This is a genomic window from Streptomyces sp. MK7, from assembly GCF_032658145.1.
In the GTDB taxonomy this organism is placed as follows: Bacteria; Actinomycetota; Actinomycetes; order Streptomycetales; family Streptomycetaceae; genus Streptomyces; species Streptomyces spiralis.
The window spans coordinates 103,720-123,402 of the sequence record NZ_JAVACL010000006.1; the positions used below are offsets into that span (position 1 = coordinate 103,720).

Annotated in this window: 15 protein-coding genes and 1 pseudogene; 7 read left to right on the forward strand and 9 right to left on the reverse strand. The window is 73.4% G+C overall.

Annotated features, from left to right (window positions below):
• Nucleotides 1-16 precede the first annotated feature (16 nt).
• Both R2S09_RS10695 and R2S09_RS10700 read left to right on the forward strand, forming a co-directional pair.
• Complete coding sequence (locus R2S09_RS10695; RefSeq protein WP_030181009.1) at nucleotides 17-784, forward strand: hypothetical protein; 768 nt, start codon at nucleotides 17-19, stop codon at nucleotides 782-784.
• A 163-nt stretch (nucleotides 785-947) separates the two neighbouring features.
• Entirely contained in the window at nucleotides 948-1,448 is a 501-nt protein-coding gene (locus R2S09_RS10700; protein ID WP_306184216.1) for a DUF2231 domain-containing protein, read from the forward strand.
• 40 nt (nucleotides 1,449-1,488) lie between these two features.
• On the opposite strand, the gene R2S09_RS10705 is transcribed toward R2S09_RS10700, so the two are convergent.
• The gene (locus R2S09_RS10705) at nucleotides 1,489-2,373 is read right to left on the reverse strand and encodes a GntR family transcriptional regulator (RefSeq protein WP_306184217.1); all 885 of its coding nucleotides are present in this window, start codon (nucleotides 2,371-2,373) and stop codon (nucleotides 1,489-1,491) included.
• 167 nt (nucleotides 2,374-2,540) lie between these two features.
• Between R2S09_RS10705 and R2S09_RS10710 the strand changes: the two are divergent.
• Nucleotides 2,541-3,320: pseudogene (locus tag R2S09_RS10710) on the forward strand ((2Fe-2S)-binding protein).
• 397 nt (nucleotides 3,321-3,717) lie between these two features.
• Nucleotides 3,718-4,755, forward strand: a complete 1,038-nt coding sequence (locus tag R2S09_RS10715) for a DUF2637 domain-containing protein (RefSeq protein WP_316740583.1) — start codon at nucleotides 3,718-3,720, stop codon at nucleotides 4,753-4,755.
• A gap of 120 nt (nucleotides 4,756-4,875) precedes the next feature.
• On the opposite strand, the gene R2S09_RS10720 is transcribed toward R2S09_RS10715, so the two are convergent.
• The 3 genes from R2S09_RS10720 to R2S09_RS10730 all read right to left on the reverse strand — a co-directional run bounded on the left by R2S09_RS10720 (nucleotide 4,876) and on the right by R2S09_RS10730 (nucleotide 9,105).
• Nucleotides 4,876-5,358 (reverse strand): ATP-binding protein, encoded by a 483-nt coding sequence (locus R2S09_RS10720; RefSeq protein ID WP_316740584.1) that lies wholly within the window; start codon nucleotides 5,356-5,358, stop codon nucleotides 4,876-4,878.
• 199 nt (nucleotides 5,359-5,557) lie between these two features.
• Nucleotides 5,558-7,300 carry a pyruvate dehydrogenase gene (locus R2S09_RS10725; protein WP_306184221.1) on the reverse strand — a complete coding sequence of 581 codons (1,743 nt, stop codon included), beginning with the start codon at nucleotides 7,298-7,300 and terminating at the stop codon, nucleotides 5,558-5,560.
• A gap of 83 nt (nucleotides 7,301-7,383) precedes the next feature.
• On the reverse strand, nucleotides 7,384-9,105 hold the full coding sequence (locus R2S09_RS10730; RefSeq protein WP_316740585.1) for a protein phosphatase 2C domain-containing protein: 1,722 nt from the start codon (nucleotides 9,103-9,105) through the stop codon (nucleotides 7,384-7,386).
• A gap of 543 nt (nucleotides 9,106-9,648) precedes the next feature.
• Between R2S09_RS10730 and R2S09_RS10735 the strand changes: the two genes are divergently transcribed.
• Complete coding sequence (locus R2S09_RS10735; RefSeq protein ID WP_306184223.1) at nucleotides 9,649-10,635, forward strand: LuxR family transcriptional regulator; 987 nt, start codon at nucleotides 9,649-9,651, stop codon at nucleotides 10,633-10,635.
• Nucleotide 10,636: 1 nt separating this feature from the next.
• Here the strand turns inward: R2S09_RS10735 and R2S09_RS10740 are convergent, their stop codons facing one another.
• From R2S09_RS10740 to rsgA, 3 genes are all read right to left on the reverse strand, one after another.
• Complete coding sequence (locus R2S09_RS10740) at nucleotides 10,637-11,149, reverse strand: methylated-DNA--[protein]-cysteine S-methyltransferase (protein ID WP_306184435.1); 513 nt, start codon at nucleotides 11,147-11,149, stop codon at nucleotides 10,637-10,639.
• Between the two features lie 62 nt (nucleotides 11,150-11,211).
• Nucleotides 11,212-12,609 carry an AlkA N-terminal domain-containing protein gene (locus tag R2S09_RS10745; RefSeq protein ID WP_316740588.1) on the reverse strand — a complete coding sequence of 466 codons (1,398 nt, stop codon included), beginning with the start codon at nucleotides 12,607-12,609 and terminating at the stop codon, nucleotides 11,212-11,214.
• Between the two features lie 116 nt (nucleotides 12,610-12,725).
• On the reverse strand, nucleotides 12,726-13,838 hold the full coding sequence (rsgA, locus tag R2S09_RS10750; RefSeq protein ID WP_316740589.1) for a ribosome small subunit-dependent GTPase A: 1,113 nt from the start codon (nucleotides 13,836-13,838) through the stop codon (nucleotides 12,726-12,728).
• 454 nt (nucleotides 13,839-14,292) lie between these two features.
• On the opposite strand from rsgA, the gene R2S09_RS10755 reads away from it, so the two are divergent.
• Nucleotides 14,293-14,496 (forward strand): cold-shock protein, encoded by a 204-nt coding sequence (locus R2S09_RS10755; protein WP_030180551.1) that lies wholly within the window; start codon nucleotides 14,293-14,295, stop codon nucleotides 14,494-14,496.
• Between the two features lie 87 nt (nucleotides 14,497-14,583).
• On the forward strand, nucleotides 14,584-16,326 hold the full coding sequence (locus R2S09_RS10760) for a DEAD/DEAH box helicase (protein WP_306184227.1): 1,743 nt from the start codon (nucleotides 14,584-14,586) through the stop codon (nucleotides 16,324-16,326).
• A 171-nt stretch (nucleotides 16,327-16,497) separates the two neighbouring features.
• On the opposite strand, the gene pntB is transcribed toward R2S09_RS10760, so the two are convergent.
• Both pntB and R2S09_RS10770 read right to left on the reverse strand, forming a co-directional pair.
• On the reverse strand, nucleotides 16,498-17,964 hold the full coding sequence (gene pntB, locus R2S09_RS10765; protein WP_306184229.1) for a Re/Si-specific NAD(P)(+) transhydrogenase subunit beta: 1,467 nt from the start codon (nucleotides 17,962-17,964) through the stop codon (nucleotides 16,498-16,500).
• A gap of 6 nt (nucleotides 17,965-17,970) precedes the next feature.
• Nucleotides 17,971-19,533 (reverse strand): Re/Si-specific NAD(P)(+) transhydrogenase subunit alpha, encoded by a 1,563-nt coding sequence (locus tag R2S09_RS10770; RefSeq protein ID WP_306184230.1) that lies wholly within the window; start codon nucleotides 19,531-19,533, stop codon nucleotides 17,971-17,973.
• Nucleotides 19,534-19,683 lie beyond the last annotated feature (150 nt).

The following is a 19,683-nucleotide window of genomic DNA, read 5'->3' on the forward strand; positions in this document are numbered from 1 at the left end:
CGTGGCGCATACCGCCATGTCTGGTAACGGAACGACCCCAGGTGACGATCCACTCCAGACCGCGGTATGGCGGCTGCGCTCACGCGCATGCTGGGCCGACGCGGCGGCACTGCTGCCGTCGGCCACCGCCGCCGCCGCGCTGCAGCGCACCGTGCTGCTGGTGGAACGCTGCCTGTACACCGAGTCCGGCTGGCAGGAGGCCGAGGACGCGCTGCGCACCGCGGAGGCGCTCGCGCACTCCGACGAGGAGCGGGGTGCGGCCGCTTGTGAACGCGGGTACTTGGCCTACTCGGCCACCCTGCACGGCGTACGGGACCGGGCCGACGAGGCGCGCGCCGCGCTCGGCCGGGCGGCGGCGCTGATCCCGCCGGGGGCTCCGGGGCGGGCGCTGCTGGACTTCCGGCGCGGGCTGATCGCCGAGAACCTGACGCGCTCCCCGCAGGCCGCGCGCGCCGCCTACCGCCGCGCCCACGCGGCCGCCACCGCCCACGCCGACCCGCTGCTGCTCTCCTTCACCTGGCGCCATCTGGCCGGACTCGCCCTGCGCGACGGGGAGTTGGCCGAGGCGCGGCACGGCTTCGCCGAGTCCCTGCGCATCCGCGAGGAGCTCGGCTACCTCGTCGGCACGGCCCCGGCGCTGGTGTCCCTGGCCGACACCGAGCCGGAACCGGAGGCCTCCCGCCTGCGCGAGGAGGCCCGGCGCCTGTTCCGGCTCCTGGGGGGCGTACCGACCTGGCTGGCCCGCCAGTTGGCGCCTCCGGCGGCGGGCGCGGCGACGGCCTGAGGAGTGGGCCGGGCAGGGGCAGACGACCCCGGGCGCACGGCTCGGGGCGGCCGGTCCGGCTCAGAGGAATCTGAGAGGTTGCTGTGCCAGGCTGGCGCGCCCGAACACGCGGACGGATCCCCGGCCCGCGCAAACCCCCCACGTCTTACGGAGGAGCGCCCCGATGAGCCTGCTCAACGGCCTGCCCGCGCACGTCCTGCTGGTCCATGTCGTCGTGGTCCTCGTGCCCCTCACCGCGCTGGTCCTCGTGATCTGCGCGCTGTGGCCGCAGGGCGCCCGGCGGCTGGGCCCGGCACTGCCGCTGCTCGCACTGGTCACGCTGGCGAGCGTGCCGCTGACGACCAGCGCGGGCGAATGGCTGGAGCGGCACGTGGCCGACGACCCGCTGGTGCGGCGCCACGCCGAGCTGGGCGACGGGATGCTCCCGTGGGCGCTGGGCCTGTTCGTGCTGGCGGCCGGCGTCTGGCTGGTCTCCCGGCGGACGCCCGCGGCACAGGCCGGGGCGCGCTCCGGCGCGGTGCTGCGGGTGGCCGCGGCCGTGCTCTCCGTGGTGGTGGCCGCGGGCGCGGTCGTGGAGGTGTACCGGATCGGCGACTCCGGCGCGAAGGCCGCCTGGCACGACGCCTACTCGAAGACCGCCACGAGGCCGGGCGACGGGGACTGACCGACGACGGCCGCCCGCACCGGCACCATCACCGCCGCCTTCAGCACGCGGCCGCGAAGTGCTCGCGCACGAGCAGGTGCACCACGTCGGTCTCGTGCGCGATCAGCGCGTCGAGCAGGGCCGTGTGCTGGGCGGCGTCGGCCACCAGCCCGGCCCGCGTGGGACGACAGGAGCCGCCGACCGGGGGCCACTGGGCCCGGCGGTGCAGATCCTCGGCGATCTGCACGAGCTGTTCGTTGCCGGCCAGGGAGAGCATCGCGCGGTGGAAGGCGCGGTCGGTCTCGGCGTAGGTGGCCCGGCACCCCGAGGACGCGGCCCGCACGGTGGCCTCGGCGAGCGGCCGCAGCTCGGCCCAGCGCTCGGCGGGCACGGTACGGGCCAGCCGCAGCAGCACCGGGACCTCGATGAGGGCCCGTACCTCGGCCAGTTCGGCGAGTTCGCGGGCGTCGCGCTCGACGACCCGGAAACCGCGGTTCGGCACGACCTCGACGGCGCCCTCCAGCGCCAACTGCTGCATCGCCTCGCGCACCGGGGTCGCGGAGACCCCGAACCGCTCGCCGAGCGCGGGCGCCGAGTAGACCTCGCCGGGCCGCAGCTCCCCGCTGACCAGCGCGGTGCGCAGGGCGTCGAGGATCTGCCCGCGCACGGAGGAGCGCCGGACGACGGGGCGGGGCGGCGGGACGGGCCGCTCGCAGTGCGTGTGCTCCCCGCGAGCACCGTCCGCCACCGGAGTGTCCCGTTCCCGCCGTACGTCCGCCACCGGAGTGTCCCGTTCCCGCCGTACGTCCGCCACCGGGGTGTCCCGCTCCCGCCGTACGTCCTCCGCCTGCGGCTGCCGGGGCACCCGTACCGCGCCGCCGGCCGGCGGGAACCGCGGTATGCCGGCCCCGGTGGTCCCGGCGGAGCCCTGCGCGCCCTGCTTCACGGTTCTCCTCCGGGCTTGTGGGTGCTTGGGGTCATTACGGCGGGTTGCTACTCGCCCGTCAAGCACCTTAGGCGCAACTGACGGCGGGTTCACATTCCGGTCAAGTGAAGTAAGGTAAGGCTTGCCTTCGATCGCCCCTTCAGTCGAGTGCGGATCGGTGGTCCGGCATGCCCGTCTCCCCGTCGGTCACCGCGGACGCCTACGCCCGCCTCACCGAGGCCTGTCCGGGCCTGGCGGTGACGGTGCTCGGCCCCGGCGACCGGGCCCCGCGGGGCGGCGGCTGGGTCACGGCGGCCTCCCTCGCGCGGGGCGGGCCCGGCCTGGAGGCATTCCTGGCCTGGGACGACGCCCAGGTACTGCGGGACTACGGGGTGCGCGCCCGCCCGGACGTGGTGGCGAGCTTCGGCCTGCACCGGTACGCCTGGCCGGCCTGCCTGCCTGCTGTTCACCGTGCCGTGGTTCCTGCACCGCCGGGTGCCCCGCCTCCCTGTGACCCACGTCACCTACGACCGCACCGCCGGCCGCATGGCCGTACGCCCCGTCTCCTTCGCCTGTCTGCCGGACGACCCGGCGGCGGGGCGGCCCGACGCCCGTGTGGTGCCCGACGAGGAGGCGCTGCGGGCCGAGGTCCGGGCGGCCGTCGCCGAGCACCTGGAGCCGGTCCCGGCCGCCTGCGGACCGCGCATGCGGCGGCGCGGCCGGGCCCTGTGGGGCATGGCGACCGACGAGATCGTCGAGGGCCTGTGGTACGTCGCCCATCCGCTCGGCGAGGAACGGCGGGCGATGCGCGAGCTGGAGCTGCTGCTTCCGGGTGCGACCCGGCCGTACGCCGGCTCGGCGGCGTACCGCGAGCTGACCGGCCCGGACGGCGAGGTGCTGCCCACCCGGGACCGGGTCAGCTGCTGCATGTTCTACACGGTGCGCCCGAGGACACCTGCGCCACCTGACCGCGCACCTGCGACGCGGACCGGGTCGCCAAACCGGCTGCCAGGGCCGCCGCTTGACTCTCCTGAGCAACCGTCAGCGTCCGGAACGGACCGCCCTCCCCCGCGTCGGCGCGTCCGCCCAGATCCCGTAAGATCATCGGCCAGTAGAACACCCGTACGGGTGCCGGGGATTCACAACTTCCTCACCCGTCGCGGGAACTTTCCGTGGAACCACCCGTACGGGTAGTCTTATTCGAACTCAACTCCCGCCCCTCAAGCGGCAGTTCGAGCAGAACGCCGTCCCCGGGCATCCCCTTGCATCTTCCAGGCGGCCTCTTGCCCCGAAACCCCCTGAGGGCCGGCGGGATTGGGCCACTATGGCGGGCGTTACGCCCTATCCCCATGCAAGGGACCCCAGATGAGACTGACCGACATATCGCTGAACTGGCTGCTTCCGGGCGCCGTGCTGCTCCTGGGCGTGCTGGCGGCGGTGGCGGTGCTCGCGCGCGGCAAGCGGTCCGACGGGAACGCGCGTGCCGACGACTCGTGGGAGCGCAGCGAGGAGCGCCGCAGGCGCAAGGAGGCCGTCTACGGCACCGCCTCCTACGTTCTGCTGTTCTGCTGTGCGGCGGTCGCCGCCGCCCTCTCCTTCCACGGCCTGGTCGGCTTCGGCGAGCAGAACCTCGGCCTGACCGACGGCTGGCAGTACCTGGTGCCGTTCGGCCTGGACGGCGCGGCCATGTTCTGCTCCGTGCTCGCGGTGCGCGAGGCCAGCCACGGTGACGCGGCCCTCGGCTCCCGGATACTGGTGTGGATGTTCGCCGCCGCGGCGGCCTGGTTCAACTGGGTGCACGCGCCCAGGGGCATCGCCCACGCGGGCGCGCCGCAGTTCTTCGCCGGTATGTCCCTGTCGGCGGCCGTCCTCTTCGACCGCGCGCTGAAGCAGACCCGCCGGGCCGCCCTGCGCGAGCAGGGCCTGGTGCCGCGTCCGCTGCCGCAGATCCGTATCGTCCGCTGGCTGCGGGCCCCCCGGGAGACCTACCGCGCCTGGTCGCTGATGCTCCTGGAGGGCGTGCGCAGCCTGGACGAGGCGGTCGAGGAGGTGCGCGAGGACCGGCGCCAGAAGGAGGAGAGGCGGCGGCTGCGGCGCGAGCAGGAGCGCGTCGAGCGCGCCCAGCTCAAGGCGATCAGCCGGGGCCACCGCGGCTTCGTCGGCCGGGGCGGCCGGCAGGGCGAGACGCAGGCCCTGGAGCCCGGTCCCTCCCAGGTCGGCGCGGAGCCTGCCATAGCGGCGGCGGAGCCGCTCCCGGTGCGCGCCCGGCCCTCCCTGCAGCCCGTTCGCAAGGCCTCGGACCCCATCACCGTGGACCTCACCACGGAGGACGACACGATGGCCCTGCCCCGCCTGGACTCGCTGGAGCGCAAGCTCAAGGACCTGGAGCAGCAGTTCGGCTAGGTCCGGAGCTGTGACGCCGTCATGTGCGCGAGGGGCACGGCCGTACGGGCCGTGCCCCTCGGCCGTGGCGGGGGGCGCATCGTCACACGGCTGCCCTTCGGCTGTGCCGGGGCCGCCTCGTCACGCCGCCTGGGCCCCGAGTTCGAACCACACCGACTTGCCCTCCTTGTGCGGCAGGACGCCCCAGGCGTCAGCGAGCGACTGCACCAGGACCAGGCCCCGGCCGTGGGTGTCCTCGCCCGCGACCGGTACGCGCGGCCGCGGTGTACGGGCCACGAAGTCCCGTACCTCCACGCGCAGTCCGTGCGACGAGACCGTCGCCGTCAGGATGGCGTCGTCGTCGGTGTGGACGAGCGCGTTGGTGACCAGTTCGCTGGTGAGCAGCTCCGCCACCTCCGAGGTTTCCGGTCGCCCCCAGTGGCGCAGCAGCTCCCGCAGCGCCCGGCGCGCCTCGGGCACCGCCCGCAGGTCGGCCCGGCCCAGGCGCCGTCTCAGCTGGGGCGCCGGAACGCGCTCGGCCACGCCGGCGGCCTCTGCCTCCACCGTCTCTCCCGAGGAGGCCCCGACCGTGACGGGACCGCCCCCTCGTGCCTGACTCTTCATCTCCCCCGCCCGCGTGCCGATGTCGGTTCCCCTCCAGCTCGAACACGTTCACGGGAATCCATGCCCCGTAGGACACGCGGCAGTCATGTCGAATCGTCAACGACCATATGTTCGGCCATGACCGCGGGAACTTGGCCGGAGGACGGCGCCCGCTTCCGGGACGGCCGCCTCGAGGACGGCCGCCTCTGAACGCCGGAACCTACGGCCGCGGTACGTTGCGCAGGTTGGAGCGGGCCATCTGCACCATCCGGCCCACCCCGCCCGCCAGCACGATCTTCGAGGCCGACAGGGCGAACCCGGACACCATCTCGGCGCTGATCTTCGGCGGGATGGACAGCGCGTTGGGGTCGGTGACGACGTCCACGAGGGCGGGCCCCTTGTGCCGGAAGGCGTCCTTCAGCGCTCCGGCGAGCTCCTTGGGTTTCTCCACCCGGATTCCATGGGCGCCGCAGGCGCGGGCCACGGCGGCGAAGTCGGGGTTCTTGTTCGCCGTACCGTACGAGGGCAGGCCCGCGACCAGCATCTCCAGCTCCACCATGCCGAGCGAGGAATTGTCGAACAGCACGACCTTCACCGGCAGGTCGTGCTGGACCAGGGTCAGGAAGTCGCCCATCAGCATGGAGAAACCGCCGTCCCCGGACATCGAGATCACCTGCCGGCGGCGGTCGGTGAACTGCGCGCCGATCGCCATCGGCAGCGCGTTGGCCATCGAGCCGTGCGAGAAGGAGCCGATGATCCGGCGGCGCCCGTTGGGCGAGATGTAGCGAGCACCCCAGACGTTGCACATCCCGGTGTCGATGGTGAACACCGCGTCGTCGTCGGCCACTTCGTCGAGCACGGCGGCCACGTACTCGGGGTGGATCGGGACGTGCTTGTCGACCCTCCTCGTGTATGCCTTGACGACCCCCTCCAGCGCGTCCGCGTGCTTCTTGAGCATCCGGTCCAGAAAGCGCCGGTTCGTCTTCTCCCGCACGCGCGGGATCAGGCAGCGCAGGGTCTCCTTCACATCGCCCCACACGGCCAGATCCAGCTTGGACCGGCGGCCGAGGACCTCGGGCCGCACGTCGACCTGGGCGATCCTCACGTCGTCCGGCAGGAAGGCGTTGTACGGGAAGTCGGTGCCGAGCAGGATCAGCAGGTCGCACTCGTGGGTGGCCTCGTAGGCGGCGCCGTAGCCGAGCAGACCGCTCATGCCGACGTCGAAGGGATTGTCGTACTGGATGAACTCCTTGCCGCGCAGGGCGTGTCCCACCGGTGACTTGATCTTCTCGGCGAACTCCATCACCTCGGCGTGCGCGCCCGCGGTGCCGCTGCCGCAGAACAGGGTGACCTTGCCGGCCTCGTCGATCATCCCGGCGAGCCGGTCGATCTCGGCGTCGGAGGGCCGGACGGTGGGCCGGGAGGTGACGATGGCGGCCTCGGCGGCCTTCTCGGGGGCGGGCTCGGCGGCGATGTCACCGGGCAGCGCCACCACGCTGACGCCGCTGCGGCCGACGGCGTGCTGTATGGCGGTGTCCAGCAGCCGCGGCATCTGCTTCGGGCTGGAGATCAGCTCGCTGTAGTGGCTGCACTCCTGGAACAGCCGGTCGGGATGGGTCTCCTGGAAGTACCCCAGACCGATCTCGCTGGAGGGAATGTGCGAGGCGAGGGCGAGGACCGGGGCCATGGAGCGGTGGGCGTCGTACAGGCCGTTGATGAGGTGGAGGTTGCCGGGGCCGCAGGAGCCGGCGCAGGCCGCGAGCCGCCCGGTGATCTGGGCCTCGGCGCCGGCCGCGAAGGCGGCGGTCTCCTCGTGGCGTACGGTGATCCAGTCGATGGCGGCGTTGCGTCGGACCGCGTCGACGACCGGGTTGAGGCTGTCCCCGACGACACCGTACAGGCGCTTGACCCCGGCGCGGACGAGGATGTCGACGAACTGCTCTGCGACGTTCTGCTTGGCCATTGCTCTCGGGTGCCCTTCGGTCTGCCGGAGACCGTGCGGTCTCCTGCGGGTCCTCTGGGTCCATGAATTCACAGACCTGGCGCTTACGCCTCCCAAACGGCCGCGGCCGTACGATCGTCGGCGTATCCCTTGACCCGCACCTGCGCGTCCGCGAGGAACGCGGCGAGGCCGGGCACCGGGGGAACGGACATGGTGGCGACGGGCGCGGAGGGGACGGACCACCGCCGGGCGAGATGCGCGCGCAACTCGGCCTCGCCGCGCAGGGGGTCGGCCAGGCCCGCCGTGCACATCAGCAGCGTGTCACCCGGGTGGGCGATGGAGGCGCGGAAGCGGAAGGGTTCGCGGGGCGGCTCCGCCGCGGGGGCGTGAGGGCCCGGGACGGGCGTGACGCCGAGGTCCATGGTGAGCCGGTCGCCCTCCGGGGTCTCGGCGGGCCCCGACAGCGGCCCCGGCGGCCACGGTGACCCTGGCGATCCGGGCGGCTCGGGAACGTCCGGCTCGATGTCCTCCCACTCGCCGTCGCGCAGCCGGAACAGCCCGCCCGCGCCGACGCCGAAGAAGACACGCGCACGGCACGCGGGGTCGGCGGGCAGCAGCAGGCAGCGCAGGGTGGCCGCGTATTCCTCGGGTTCGATGCCCTGTTCGGCGGCGCCGGCCCGGAGTCTGCCGAGGCTGCGGTCGGTGAGGCGGTGCAGGCCCGACTTGAGCTCGCTGCGCCGGGCGGCCCGGATGTCCTCGGCCAGCCGGGCGTGACTGCGGCCCACGGCCCGCGCGATCCACCGGCACACCTCGGCCGCCGCACGGTGTGCGGCCGGTGCGGCACGGGCGCCGGTCGCCATCGCGACGAGGACCAGCGCCTGCTCGCCCTGACCGAACCGGGCGGTGAGCAGCGCGTCCCGGCGCGGCTCGCCCCGGTAGCGGGGGGAGTCCCCCCGGATGGACACGGCCCGCAGCGTGCAGGCCCCGTAACGGGCCCCGTCCAGCACGGTGTCCGGCACCAGGTCGTCCAACTCGTCCGGGTCCGCTGCCGGAAGTGCGGTGGGTTCGGCGTCGTAGGTGGGCGGCCGGGAACCCACGTGGGCGACGGTGAGCGGTGCGGGAACGTCCAGGTCGGGGGCCGCCGCGGGCTCGGGCGGGGCGGAGTGGAAGTCGGCGTCGGCGAAGTCCGAGTCGAGACCGGAGTCGAGGTCGAGATCGAGATCGGTGCCGGTGTCTGTGTCTGTGTCGGCGCCGCCGGCTGCGTCGGTGTCTGTTTCTGTGTCGGCGCCGGTGTCGGGAGGGTCGGGCGTCGGGTCCGCGGAGGGAGGCGATGGCCGGTCCCAGGGGGTCTCCTGCCACCAGTCCGGGGCGGGGCCCGGCGTGCCGGGGGCGTCCGCCGGCGGGCGCCGTGGGTCCGGCGGTGCGTCCGGCTGCTCCGGTGCCGCAGTGGCGGCCGGTGCGTCGGGCGGCGGGGCGGCCGGTGGGGCGGTGCGCGGTGCGGGTACGGTCGCCGGTCGGGCCGGCGAGCGGGGACCGCCCTCGGGCGCCTCGGGCGCCTCGGGCATGTCGGGCGGCGACCAGTCCTCGGTCCGCTCGTCGGTCCCGCCGTCGGTCATGTCCGCTTCGGTGTCGGGCCGGTCCTCCGAGGGCGCTCCGCCGTCTCGTGCGGTCCCCGGTGTCCGTCCCAGTGTTCCAGCCGCCGAGGCGAACCGGTCGTCCAGGGAATCCGCCGCGGCCGTGGGGCCGGTGTCCTCCGTGGAGTCGTCGTACAGCTGTGCCCACCAGTCGTCCTCGCGACCGGTGGGCCTTCCCCCCTGCTGACTCATGCCGCCAATTGTCCACCGCACAGGCCCGTTGAAAACGGGGCAAGCGGAAAATCCAGCCGGTGGCGGGCCGCGAACGGCCCGCCGGGTGACATCTCGAACGTACGCACGAAGAGCGCGTACGGAACAAAGCCGCCGGGCGGTCCCGCCCCCCACGGGAGAACCGCCCGGCGACGCCAGGGTGACCCGGAGGCGAGTCACGTTCTGGACGGCCGAAACACCGCCGTTCGGCGCGCCCCGCGAGCACGGCCCCCGGGGTCGGGTCCGGGACGGCGCCCGCCCCGTCCGGCCGCGGCCCACCCCTCCCGGCCGCGGCCCGCTCCCCGCGTCCGCCCGCCGGATGCCGCTCGTGTCCGAGCAGGCCAGGCCCTCCGGACCGGGCACCGGGACGCCGCCGGATGCTTCGGTGCTGCCACCTTGTCAGGATCACCGGAGGTACGGCGATGATGTTCGGCGGCGGGTTTGCGCCGTGGCTGTTTTCCGCCACCGCCGACACGCGCCGCTGTCGGGTGTGCCGGAGGTCGGGAAAGGGAGGAGCGGCAGCTGATGCTGGCAGCGATAGGTCTGGACGAGAGGCACGAGTCGGCGTACCGGGCGCTGGTGTCCGTGGGCGCGGCCGACGTGCCGGATCTGGCGCGGCGGCTGGTGCTCGCCGAGCACGACACCGAACGGGCGCTGCGCCGCCTGGAGCGGCACGGACTCGCGGCCCAGTCCTCGGCCCGGCCCGGCCGCTGGGTCGCCGCGCCGCCCGCGGTGGCGCTCGGCGCACTGCTCACCCAGCAGCGGCACGAACTGGAGAAGGCGGAACTGGCCGCCGCCCTGCTCGCCGAGGAGTACCGGGCGGCGGCCGCCGAGCCCGCCGTGCACGATCTGGTGGAGGTGGTCACCGGCGCCTCCGCGGTCGCGCAGCGCTTCCTGCAGCTCCAGCTCGGCGCCACGGATGAGGTGTGCGCCCTGGTCACCGGCAACCCGGTGGTCGTGTCCGGGGCGGAGAACGAGGCCGAGGAGCAGGCGGCCGGACGCGGCGTGCGCTACCGGGTGGTGATCGAGCGCACGGTGCTGGACCTGCCGGACGGCATCACACAACTGACCGCCGCGCTCGGCCGCGACGAACGGGTCCGGGTCGTGGACCAGGTCCCGACGAAGCTGGTGGTCGCCGACCGGACGCTCGCGATGGTGCCGCTCACCTCGCACACCGCCGAGCCCGCCGCGCTCGTCGTGCACGCCAGCGGGCTGCTGGAGCTGCTGTCCGGGCTGTTCGAGTCGGTGTGGCGGGGCGCGCTGCCGCTGCGGCTCGGCGCCCGTGGAGTCGTCGAGGAGCGCCCGGACGGCCCCGACGCCACCGACTTGGAAGTGCTGTCCCTCCTCCTGGCCGGCCTGACCGACGCGAGCGTCGCCAAGCAGCTCGACCTGGGTCTGAGGACCGTACAGCGCCGGGTGAAGCGGCTGATGGAGCTGACCGGGGTGACCACCCGGCTGCAACTGGGCTGGCAGGCCTACGAGCGCGGCTGGGTGTCCCGGGAGCGCCCCTGAGTCAGGAGGCGAGCGCGCCCTCCAGGGTGAGCAGCCGCACCTTCCGTTCCAGGCCGCCCGCGTACCCGGTCAGGGAGCCGTCCGCGCCGATCACCCGGTGGCAGGGGCGCAGCAGCAGCAGCGGGTTGGCGCCGATGGCGCCCCCGACGGCCCGTACGGCGGCCCGGGAGGCGCCGATCCGGGCGGCGATCCCGCCGTACGTCGTGGTCGCCCCGTAGGGGACGCTGTCGAGGGCGGCCCACACCCGCTCCTGGAACGCGGTGCCGTGGGTGCGCAGCGGCAGGGAGAACTCCTCGAGGTCACCGGCGAAGTAGGCCCGCAGTTGTTCCTCGGCGGCGCGGAACCGACCGGGGTCGTGCACCCAGTCCTCCCGCACCGTGCGGCCGCCCTTCTGGTCCGGCACGGACAGGGAGGTGAGGGCGCCGGTCCGGTCCGCGATGAGGAGCAGCGCTCCGAGGGGGCTGTCGATCCGTGTCCAGTACGTCGTGGTGGCCGGGTCGGCGGGCGTGGTCATGGTCGCTGCCGGTGTCGGTGTCGCCGTCGTTGTCATGGTCTCTGTCGTGGTCGCTGTGGTGTTCAAGATGTCCTCGACTCCCCTGCGGTGAGCAGGTGTTGTGCGGCGTACGAACGCCAGGGGGCCCAGCGGCCGGAGGCGGGCACGCCGGGCGGGGCCACGTCGGGGTCGCCGAGGGCGCGGGTGCGGATGGCGGCGGCCGTGGTCGCGTCCAGTCCGGGCAGGGCGAGCAGCGCGCGGTGCGCCTCCTCCCGGTCGGCGCCCGGGTCCAGCCGTACGGTGCCGTCGGCGAGGGCGGCGGCCAGGGCGCGCAGCGTGCCCTCGGGCTCGGCGTCTGCGAGGGCGGCCGGCTCGGGGAACAGGTGGGTGAGGGTGCCGCAGGGGGCGTCGAGCGCCTTGCCGCAGCGCCGTACCAGTTCCTCCGCGGCCTGTGGGCTCAGCAGCGCCCGTACCGCCGCCTCGTCCGGGTCCGCGGCGCCCGGCGAGCGCAGTCCCGGGCGGGCCGCGACCAGCGGGGCCAGTCGCGGGTCCGCGCCGAGCCGCTCGTCCACGGCGTACGGGTCGGCGTCCAGGTCGAACAGCCGTCGCAGCCGCTGCACGGCCGTCGTCAGGTCGCGCGGGTCGGTCAGGTGCAGCCGGGCCTCCAGCCAGCCGCCGGGGTGCGCGCCGGAGCCCGCCCGGGGCCCGCCGGGCCGCTCGTCGACGGCGACGATGCCGGTGCCGTAGGGCAGGCGCAGGGTGCGCCGGTAGGTCCGGTCGCCGGGCGCGCCCCGCACCTCCTCGACGCCCGGTACGGCCTCGCGCTGGAGCAGGTCGAAGACCGGGCCGGCCTGGTAGGGGCCCCGGTGGGCGAGCCGCAGCGGGATCCCGGCGGTGGGCGCGGCGGTCCGGCGGTGCCGGGTCCGGGGTGCGGCGGCCCGCAGTTCGCTCGGGGTCGCCGCGTAGACGGTGCGGATGGTGTCGTTGAACTGCCGCACGCTGGCGAACCCGGCCGCGAACGCGATCTGGGTGACCGGGAGGTCGGTGGTCTGCAGCAGGACGCGCGCGGTGTGCGCCCGCTGCGCCCGGGCGAGGGCCACGGGGCCGGCGCCGAGCTCGGCGGTCAGCTGCCGCTGCACCTGCCGCGCGCTGTAGCCGAGCCGCGCGGCGAGCCCGGCGACGCCCTCCCGGTCGATGACGCCGTCGCCGATCAGCCGCATGGCGCGGCCGACGGCGTCGGCCCGCACGTTCCACTCGGCGGAGCCGGGCACCGCGTCGGGACGGCACCGGCGGCAGGCCCGGAAGCCCGCGCCCTGGGCGGCGGCGGCCGTGGTGAAGTACCGCACGTTGTGCGGCTTCGGGGTCACGGCCGGACAGCTGGGACGGCAGTAGATCCCGGTCGTCTCGACGGCGAAGAAGAACTCGCCGTCGAAACGACCGTCCCGGCTGCGCACCGCCTCGTACCTGGTGTCCTCGTTCATCACGCTGTCCAGTCTCCGCCCGCGGCGAGGGTGCCGCTGGCGGAAATCGGACATCACGCTGGGGCGCCCGCGGGTGGTCCGAGCCGGGCCCGCGGGCGCGGGCGATCACCGCTGCGTCAGCGCCACCGTCCCCGCTTCGCCTCCATCGCCGCCCGGCCCTGCGCGCCCTTGCGCTTCCAGTCCCGTTTGATCTCCGCGCGCACCCGCGCGTCGGTCTTGGCGACGATCCACTGGTTCTCGCGCATCAGCTTGCGGTAGCTCTCCAGCCGCCGCTCGGGCAGCTCACCGGCGTCGATGGCGGCGAGCACCGCGCAGCCGGGTTCGCTGCCGTGGGCGCAGTCGTGGAACCGGCACCGCTCGGCCAGCTCCTCGATCTCGGAGAACACCTGGCCGACCCCGCCCTCGGCGTCCCACAGTCCGACCCCGCGCAGTCCGGGCGTGTCGATCAGCACACCGCCGCCGGGCAGCGCGAGCAGGTTGCGGGTGGTGGTCGTGTGCCGACCCTTGCCGTCCATGTCCCGGGTGGCCTGGACGTCCATCGCGTCCTCGCCGAGCAGCGCGTTGGCGAGGGTCGACTTGCCGGCGCCGGACTGCCCGAGCAGCACGGAGGTGCCCTGCGAGACCGCGGCGACGAGCACGTCGAGGCCGTCCCCCGTCACCGCGCTGACCGGCAGCACCGTCACCCCGGGCGCCGTCGTCTCCACGTCCTGGACGAGATACGACAGCCCCACCGCGTCCGGTACGAGGTCGGCCTTGGTCAGCACGACCATCGGCTGGGCGCCCGACTCCCAGGCCAGCGCCAGGAACCGCTCGATGCGGCCGAGGTCGACCTCGGCGGCGAGGGAGACCGCGACGATCGCGTGGTCGACGTTGGCGGCGAGGATCTGCCCCTCGGACCGCTTGGAGGAGGTGGACCGCACGAAGCCGGTGCGGCGCGGCAGCAGCGTCCGCACGTACCGCGGATCGCCGCCGTCGGGATCCACGGCGGCCCAGTCGCCCGTGCACACGACCTTCATCGGGTCACGCGGAACGACGAACTCCGTGTCCGCGCGCACCGTGCCGGCCGGCGTGACGAGATCGCACTGGCCCCGGTCGACCCGGACGACCCGGCCCGGCAGGAGACCCCGCTCCGCGTGGGGAGCGAACTCGGCTTCCCAGCCCGCGTCCCAGCCGTACGAGGCCAGCGGGTGCGACGAAGCCGGACAGACCGAAGGAGAGGAGAGATTCAAGGGGAACCCTTCACAAGGGCGGTCCCGGCGCAGCGCTCAGTGGCGCGATGAAGGATGACGAGTGGTCAGCCGGAGACCGCGGAGGTGGAATGGATGGTCTTCTGGTCGCATGCAGCGCCCATCGCAAAGACAGTCATCGGTTCACACCTCCCGTTCCTCACACAGCCGGCAGCGGCGGCCGGCGGCCCCCGCGAGAAGCAGACATCACCTTAGATTCGCGCCCACCCCGGCGCCACCGTATTTCCGTCCGTGTCGCCGCGAAGACCACCGGGCCGCACACCGCCGCCACCGAGCGGTGATCCGCCGCGGTCCGCCGGTGTGTGCTACGGTGTCGCAGTTGCAGTTGCGGTACCCATGAACGTATGTGCGCCTGACCGGAATGTTTCTCCTTCAGGCGCATTATTTGTTTTCCGGCATCTCCGGATGGGGCCTCTGCCTACAGAAGGAGAAAGTCATGGCACAGGGAACCGTCAAGTGGTTCAACGCCGAAAAGGGTTTCGGCTTCATCGCGCAGGACGGCGGCGGCCCCGACGTCTTCGCCCACTACTCGAACATCCAGACCCAGGGCTTCCGTGAGCTCCAGGAAGGCCAGCGGGTCTCCTTCGACGTCACGCAGGGCCAGAAGGGCCCGCAGGCGGAGAACATCGTCCCCGCCTGATCGCCGGACGCGCATCCGCTCACCGTGGTCCGCACCCTCATGGTGCGGACCACGGTTTGTGCTGTTTCCAGGAAGGCAGACAACCGCATGTCCCGCAGGTCCCAGAAGTCGAACCGGCGCGCCTCGTCGCCCCCGTCGTCCGCGGCGTCGCCGAGGGAGTTCCGGCTGCCGGAAGGCACGACACCCGCACTCCCCGCCGTCGCGGACTTCGCCGATCTGGACATGCCCGCGGGGCTGCTGAAGACCCTCACCGCGCAAGGCGTCGTCACCCCCTTCCCCATCCAGGCCGCCACGCTGCCCAACTCGCTCGCCGGCCGTGATCTGCTGGGCCGCGGACGTACCGGCTCCGGCAAGACCCTCGCGTTCGGGCTCGCGCTCCTGGCCCGTACGGCGGGGCGGCGCGCGGAGCCCGGAGCACCCCTCGCCCTGGTACTGGTGCCCACCCGTGAACTCGCCCAGCAGGTGACCGATGCGCTGACCCCCTACGCGACGGCGGTCGGCCTCCGGCTGGCCACCGTGGTCGGCGGCCTGTCCATCACCCGGCAGGCCCAAGCGCTCCGGCGTGGCGCCGAGGTGCTCGTGGCGACTCCGGGCCGGCTCAACGACCTCGTGGAACGCGGGGACTGCGTGCTCGACGACGTTCGCATCACGGTGCTGGACGAGGCCGACCAGATGACCGACATGGGCTTCCTGCCGCAGATCACCAGGCTGATCGAGCGCGTACGGCCCGACGGGCAGCGCATGCTCTTCTCGGCCACCCTGGACCACAACATCGACCGGCTGGTGCAGCGGTTCCTGACCGACCCCGTGGTGCACTCCGTGGACCCGTCGGCGGGAGCGGTGACCACCATGGAGCACCACGTGCTGCATGTGCAGGACGAGACCGACAAGAAGGCGGTCACCACGCGCATCGCCGCACGTGACGGCCGGGTCATCCTCTTCCTGGACACCAAGAGGTCCGCCGACCGGCTCACCAAACGGCTCCTGGCCGTCGGTGTCCGCGCGGCGGCACTGCACGGGGGCCGCTCCCAGCCGCAGCGGAACCGCACCCTGGATCAGTTCAAGAACGGCCAGGTCACCGCCCTGGTGGCGACGAACGTCGCGGCCCGAGGCATACACATCGACGACCTCGACCTGGTCGTGAACGTCGATCCCCCCACCGACCACAAGGACTATCTCCACCGAGGCGGCCGCACCGCCCGTGCCGGCGGCTCCGGCAGCGTGGTCACGCTGGTCCTGCCCGACCAGAAACGGGACGTCACCCGGCTCATGTCGGACGCGGGCATCCGCCCCCGGACGGCCCGCGTCAGGTCGAGCGACGCGGAGCTGGCCACCATCACGGGCGCCCGCGAGCCTTCCGGCGTGCCCGTCACCATCGAAGTCCCGCAGCCGACGGCACCGGCGGCGTCCCGCCCGGACCGGAAGAGCGGGACCGAGCCCGGCAAGCGGTCCGGTGGCCGACGCCGCAGCCGCGGCGGGCCCGGCACGGCGACGGGTGCTGCCACCAGGACGGGGAGCCGGGGCTCGGACCGCCGGTCCGCCGCAGGTGCGGCGGCAGCTGGTGACACCTCCGCGACCAGCGGGCGCGGCTCTGCCCGCCGGGCCGGATCCGCCGGGTCCGCTGGTGGTGCCGTCGACACCGGCGGCCGTAATTCCGGCCGAGGTTCCGACCGCCGGGCCGCCGCCGGTGCGCCGGCCGGCACCGCATCCGGCAGGACGGCCCGAGGATCACGCCGCCGAACGGCGGCCGGCGGAACCACGGGCGGCGCTGCCGGCACCGGCGGTCGCAGCTCCGAGCGCCGAGGCGGCCGCGGCACCGCGGCCACCTAGGCCTGTTGTGCCAACAGGCGACGTTCGCCCTGCCTGCTCCCCCACCACGCTCGCCCGGCCGATCCTTCGCCCCCGCCCCATACGCACATAGGGCGTCCGCAACCGGGCAGGCCCCAGGTGAACCACCGAGGTGACTCTCCTGGGGCGATGGTGCACGAGCTCAGGGCCGGGTCACCGGCCCGCTGCCGTCGCCTGGCGTGTGGCCGCGGACTCCTGGTGCCGTCCGTCGGCGGTGAGTGCGCGCAGGATCTCCTCGACGCTCTGCTTGGCGTCGCCGAAGAGCATGCTGCTGTTCTCGCGGAAGAACAGCGGGTTCTGCACGCCCGCGTAGCCGGAGGCCATGGAGCGCTTGAAGACGATGACCTGTTCGGCTTCCCAGACGCGCAGCACCGGCATGCCGGCGATCGGGCTGCTCGGGTCCTCGGTCGCGGCGGGGTTGACGGTGTCGTTCGCGCCGATGACCAGGACGACCGAGGTGTCGGCGAAGTCGTCGTTGATCTCGTCCATTTCCAGGACGATGTCGTAGGGCACCTTGGCCTCGGCCAGCAGCACGTTCATGTGCCCGGGCAGGCGCCCGGCGACGGGGTGGACACCGAAGCGGACTTCGACGCCCCGCTCGCGCAGCTGCCGCGTCAGCTCCGCGACCGGGTGCTGGGCCTGGGCCACGGCCATGCCGTAACCGGGGGTGATGATCACGGAGCGGGCCCGGGCGAGCATCTCGGCGGCGTCCGCGGCGCGCACCTCGCGGTGCTCACCCTGCTCCTCCTTGCCACCGGACGGCGCCTCGATGCCGAAACCGCCGGCGATCACGGAGAGGAAGGAACGGTTCATCGCCTTGCACATGATGTAGGACAGGTAGGCGCCGGAGGACCCGACCAGCGCGCCCGTGACGATGAGCAGGTTGTTGTCGAGGAGGAAGCCGGCCGCGGCCGCCGCCCAGCCGGAGTAGCTGTTCAGCATGGAGACGACGACGGGCATGTCGCCGCCGCCGATCGAGGCGACCAGGTGCCAGCCCAGGGCCAGCGCCAGCACGGTGACCGCGATCATCAGCGGCAGGCCGGGACTGACCGTGAACCAGGTGGTCAGCGCGACGAAGGCGACGAGCGCGCCGATGTTGAGCGCGTTCTTGCCCGGCAGCATCAGCGGACGGGACTTGATGCGGGCGGAGAGCTTGAGGAACGCGACGACGGAGCCGGTGAAGGTGACGGCACCGATGAAGATGCCGATGAACACCTCGGCGTGGTGGATGGCCAGCAGGTCGGCGCCGATCCGGGTCTGTGCCGTGCCGTGCGCCTCCACCTCCAGGTAGCTGTTCCAGCCCACGAGCACGGCGGCGAGGCCGACGAAGCTGTGCAGCACCGCGATCAGTTCCGGCATCTGCGTCATCTCGACGCGGCGGGCCCGCCACAGGCCGATCGCCGCGCCGAGCGCCATGGCCAGCACGATCAGGGCCACTGCCCCGGCGGCGATGCTCTGCGCCGCCATCACGACCGTGGCGACCAGGGCGAGGGCCATGCCGGCGATGCCGTAGACGACACCGGAGCGGGAGGTGCGGTGCTGGGACAGGCCGGCCAGGCTGAGGATGAACAGCAGCGCGGCGACCAGGTCGGCAGCGTGGGAGGCTGTCAGGGAGGTCATCTCGCATCAGCCTTTCGAGAACATGGACAGCATGCGGCGGGTGACGGCGAAACCTCCGAAGATGTTGACGCTCGTCAGAAGGATCGCCACGAACGACAGCGCGGTGACGATTCTGCTCTCGTGCCCGATCTGCAGCAGGGCGCCGATCACGACGATCCCGGAGATCGCGTTGGTCACCGACATCAGCGGCGTGTGCAGCGCGTGGTGCACCTTGCCGATGACGTAGTAGCCGATCACCACCGCCAGGGCGAACACGGTGAAGTTCCCCGCGAGTTGGGCCGGGGCGAAGGCCACCAGCAGGAACGTCGCGAGCATGCCGAGCCCGATCAGCGCGAAGCGTCTCGTCGGCGTCGGCCCGGGTTGTCGCTCGGACGGCTTGGGCTCCGGCTCGCTGGTCGTGGTCCGCGCGGCGGGGGCGGCCGATACGGACACGGGTGGCGGCGGCCAGGTGACGTCGCCGTCCCGCACCACGGTCACGGCCCGCTGCACGACGTCGTCGAAGTCGATCACCAGCCGGCCGTCCTTGCCGGGCGTGAGCAGCTTCAGCAGGTTCACCAGGTTGGTGCCGAACAGCTGCGAGGCCTGCGCGGGCAGCCGGGAGGCGAGATCGGTGTAACCGATGATGGTCACGCCGTTGTCGGTGACCACCGCGCGCCCCGGCACGGTGCCCTCGACGTTGCCGCCCTGGGCGGCCGCCATGTCGACGATCACGCTGCCCGGCTTCATGACGGCCACGTCCCGGGCGGTCAGCAGGCGCGGCGCCGGCCGGCCCGGGATCAGCGCGGTGGTGATCACGATGTCCACGTCCTGCGCCTGGGCGTGGTAGAGCTCGGCGGCGGCGCGGTCGTACTCGGCGGAGGTCGCCCTGGCGTACCCGTCGGTGCTCGTCTCCTGGGCGACGTCGACCGGCAGGTACTCACCGCCGAGCGACTTCACCTGGTCCGCCACCTCCGGCCGCGGGTCGGTGGCCCGCACGACCGCACCGAGGCTGGAGGCCGCGCCGATCGCCGCGAGGCCGGCCACGCCCGCACCCGCGACGAGCACCTTCGCCGGCGGCACCTTGCCCGCCGCGGTGACCTGCCCGGTGAAGAAGCGGCCGAAGACGTGCGCGGCCTCGATGACCGCCCGGTACCCGGCGATGTTCGCCATCGACGACAGCACGTCCATCGACTGCGCGCGCGAGATCCGCGGCACCGCGTCCAGCGACAGGGCGCTGATCCCGGCGTCGGCGAGCGCCTGCAGCAACTCGGGACGCCCGGCGGGAGCCAGCAGGCCCACCAGGGCCGCGCCCTGCCGCAATCGGGTGATCTCCGGGCCGGCGGGGGCGTTCACCTTCAGGACGACATCCGCGGTCCAGGCCTCGCCGATCTCGGCACCGGCATCGACGTAGGCCTGGTCGCTGAAGCCGGAGGCCTCGCCGGCCTCGGGCTCCACCACGACCTGGTAACCGAGGCCCAGCAGCTGACGCACTGTCGCGGGGGTCGCCGCGACACGGGTCTCCCCGGAGGCGGACTCGGCCACGACGCCGATGCGCTGCGGTGAGTGGTGCGCGGGTTCACGTGAAGACATGTCTCGGGTTCTCTCCTCTGGGGAGGGTTGACGGGGCATCCGCGGTCAATCGGGCGTTCATCGGCCCTGTACCCGGCGGTACGGGCCGCAGGTACATGCCTACCCGTCCCCTCGAGGACGTCGTGCCCGTTTCCGGACAGGCCACCTGAG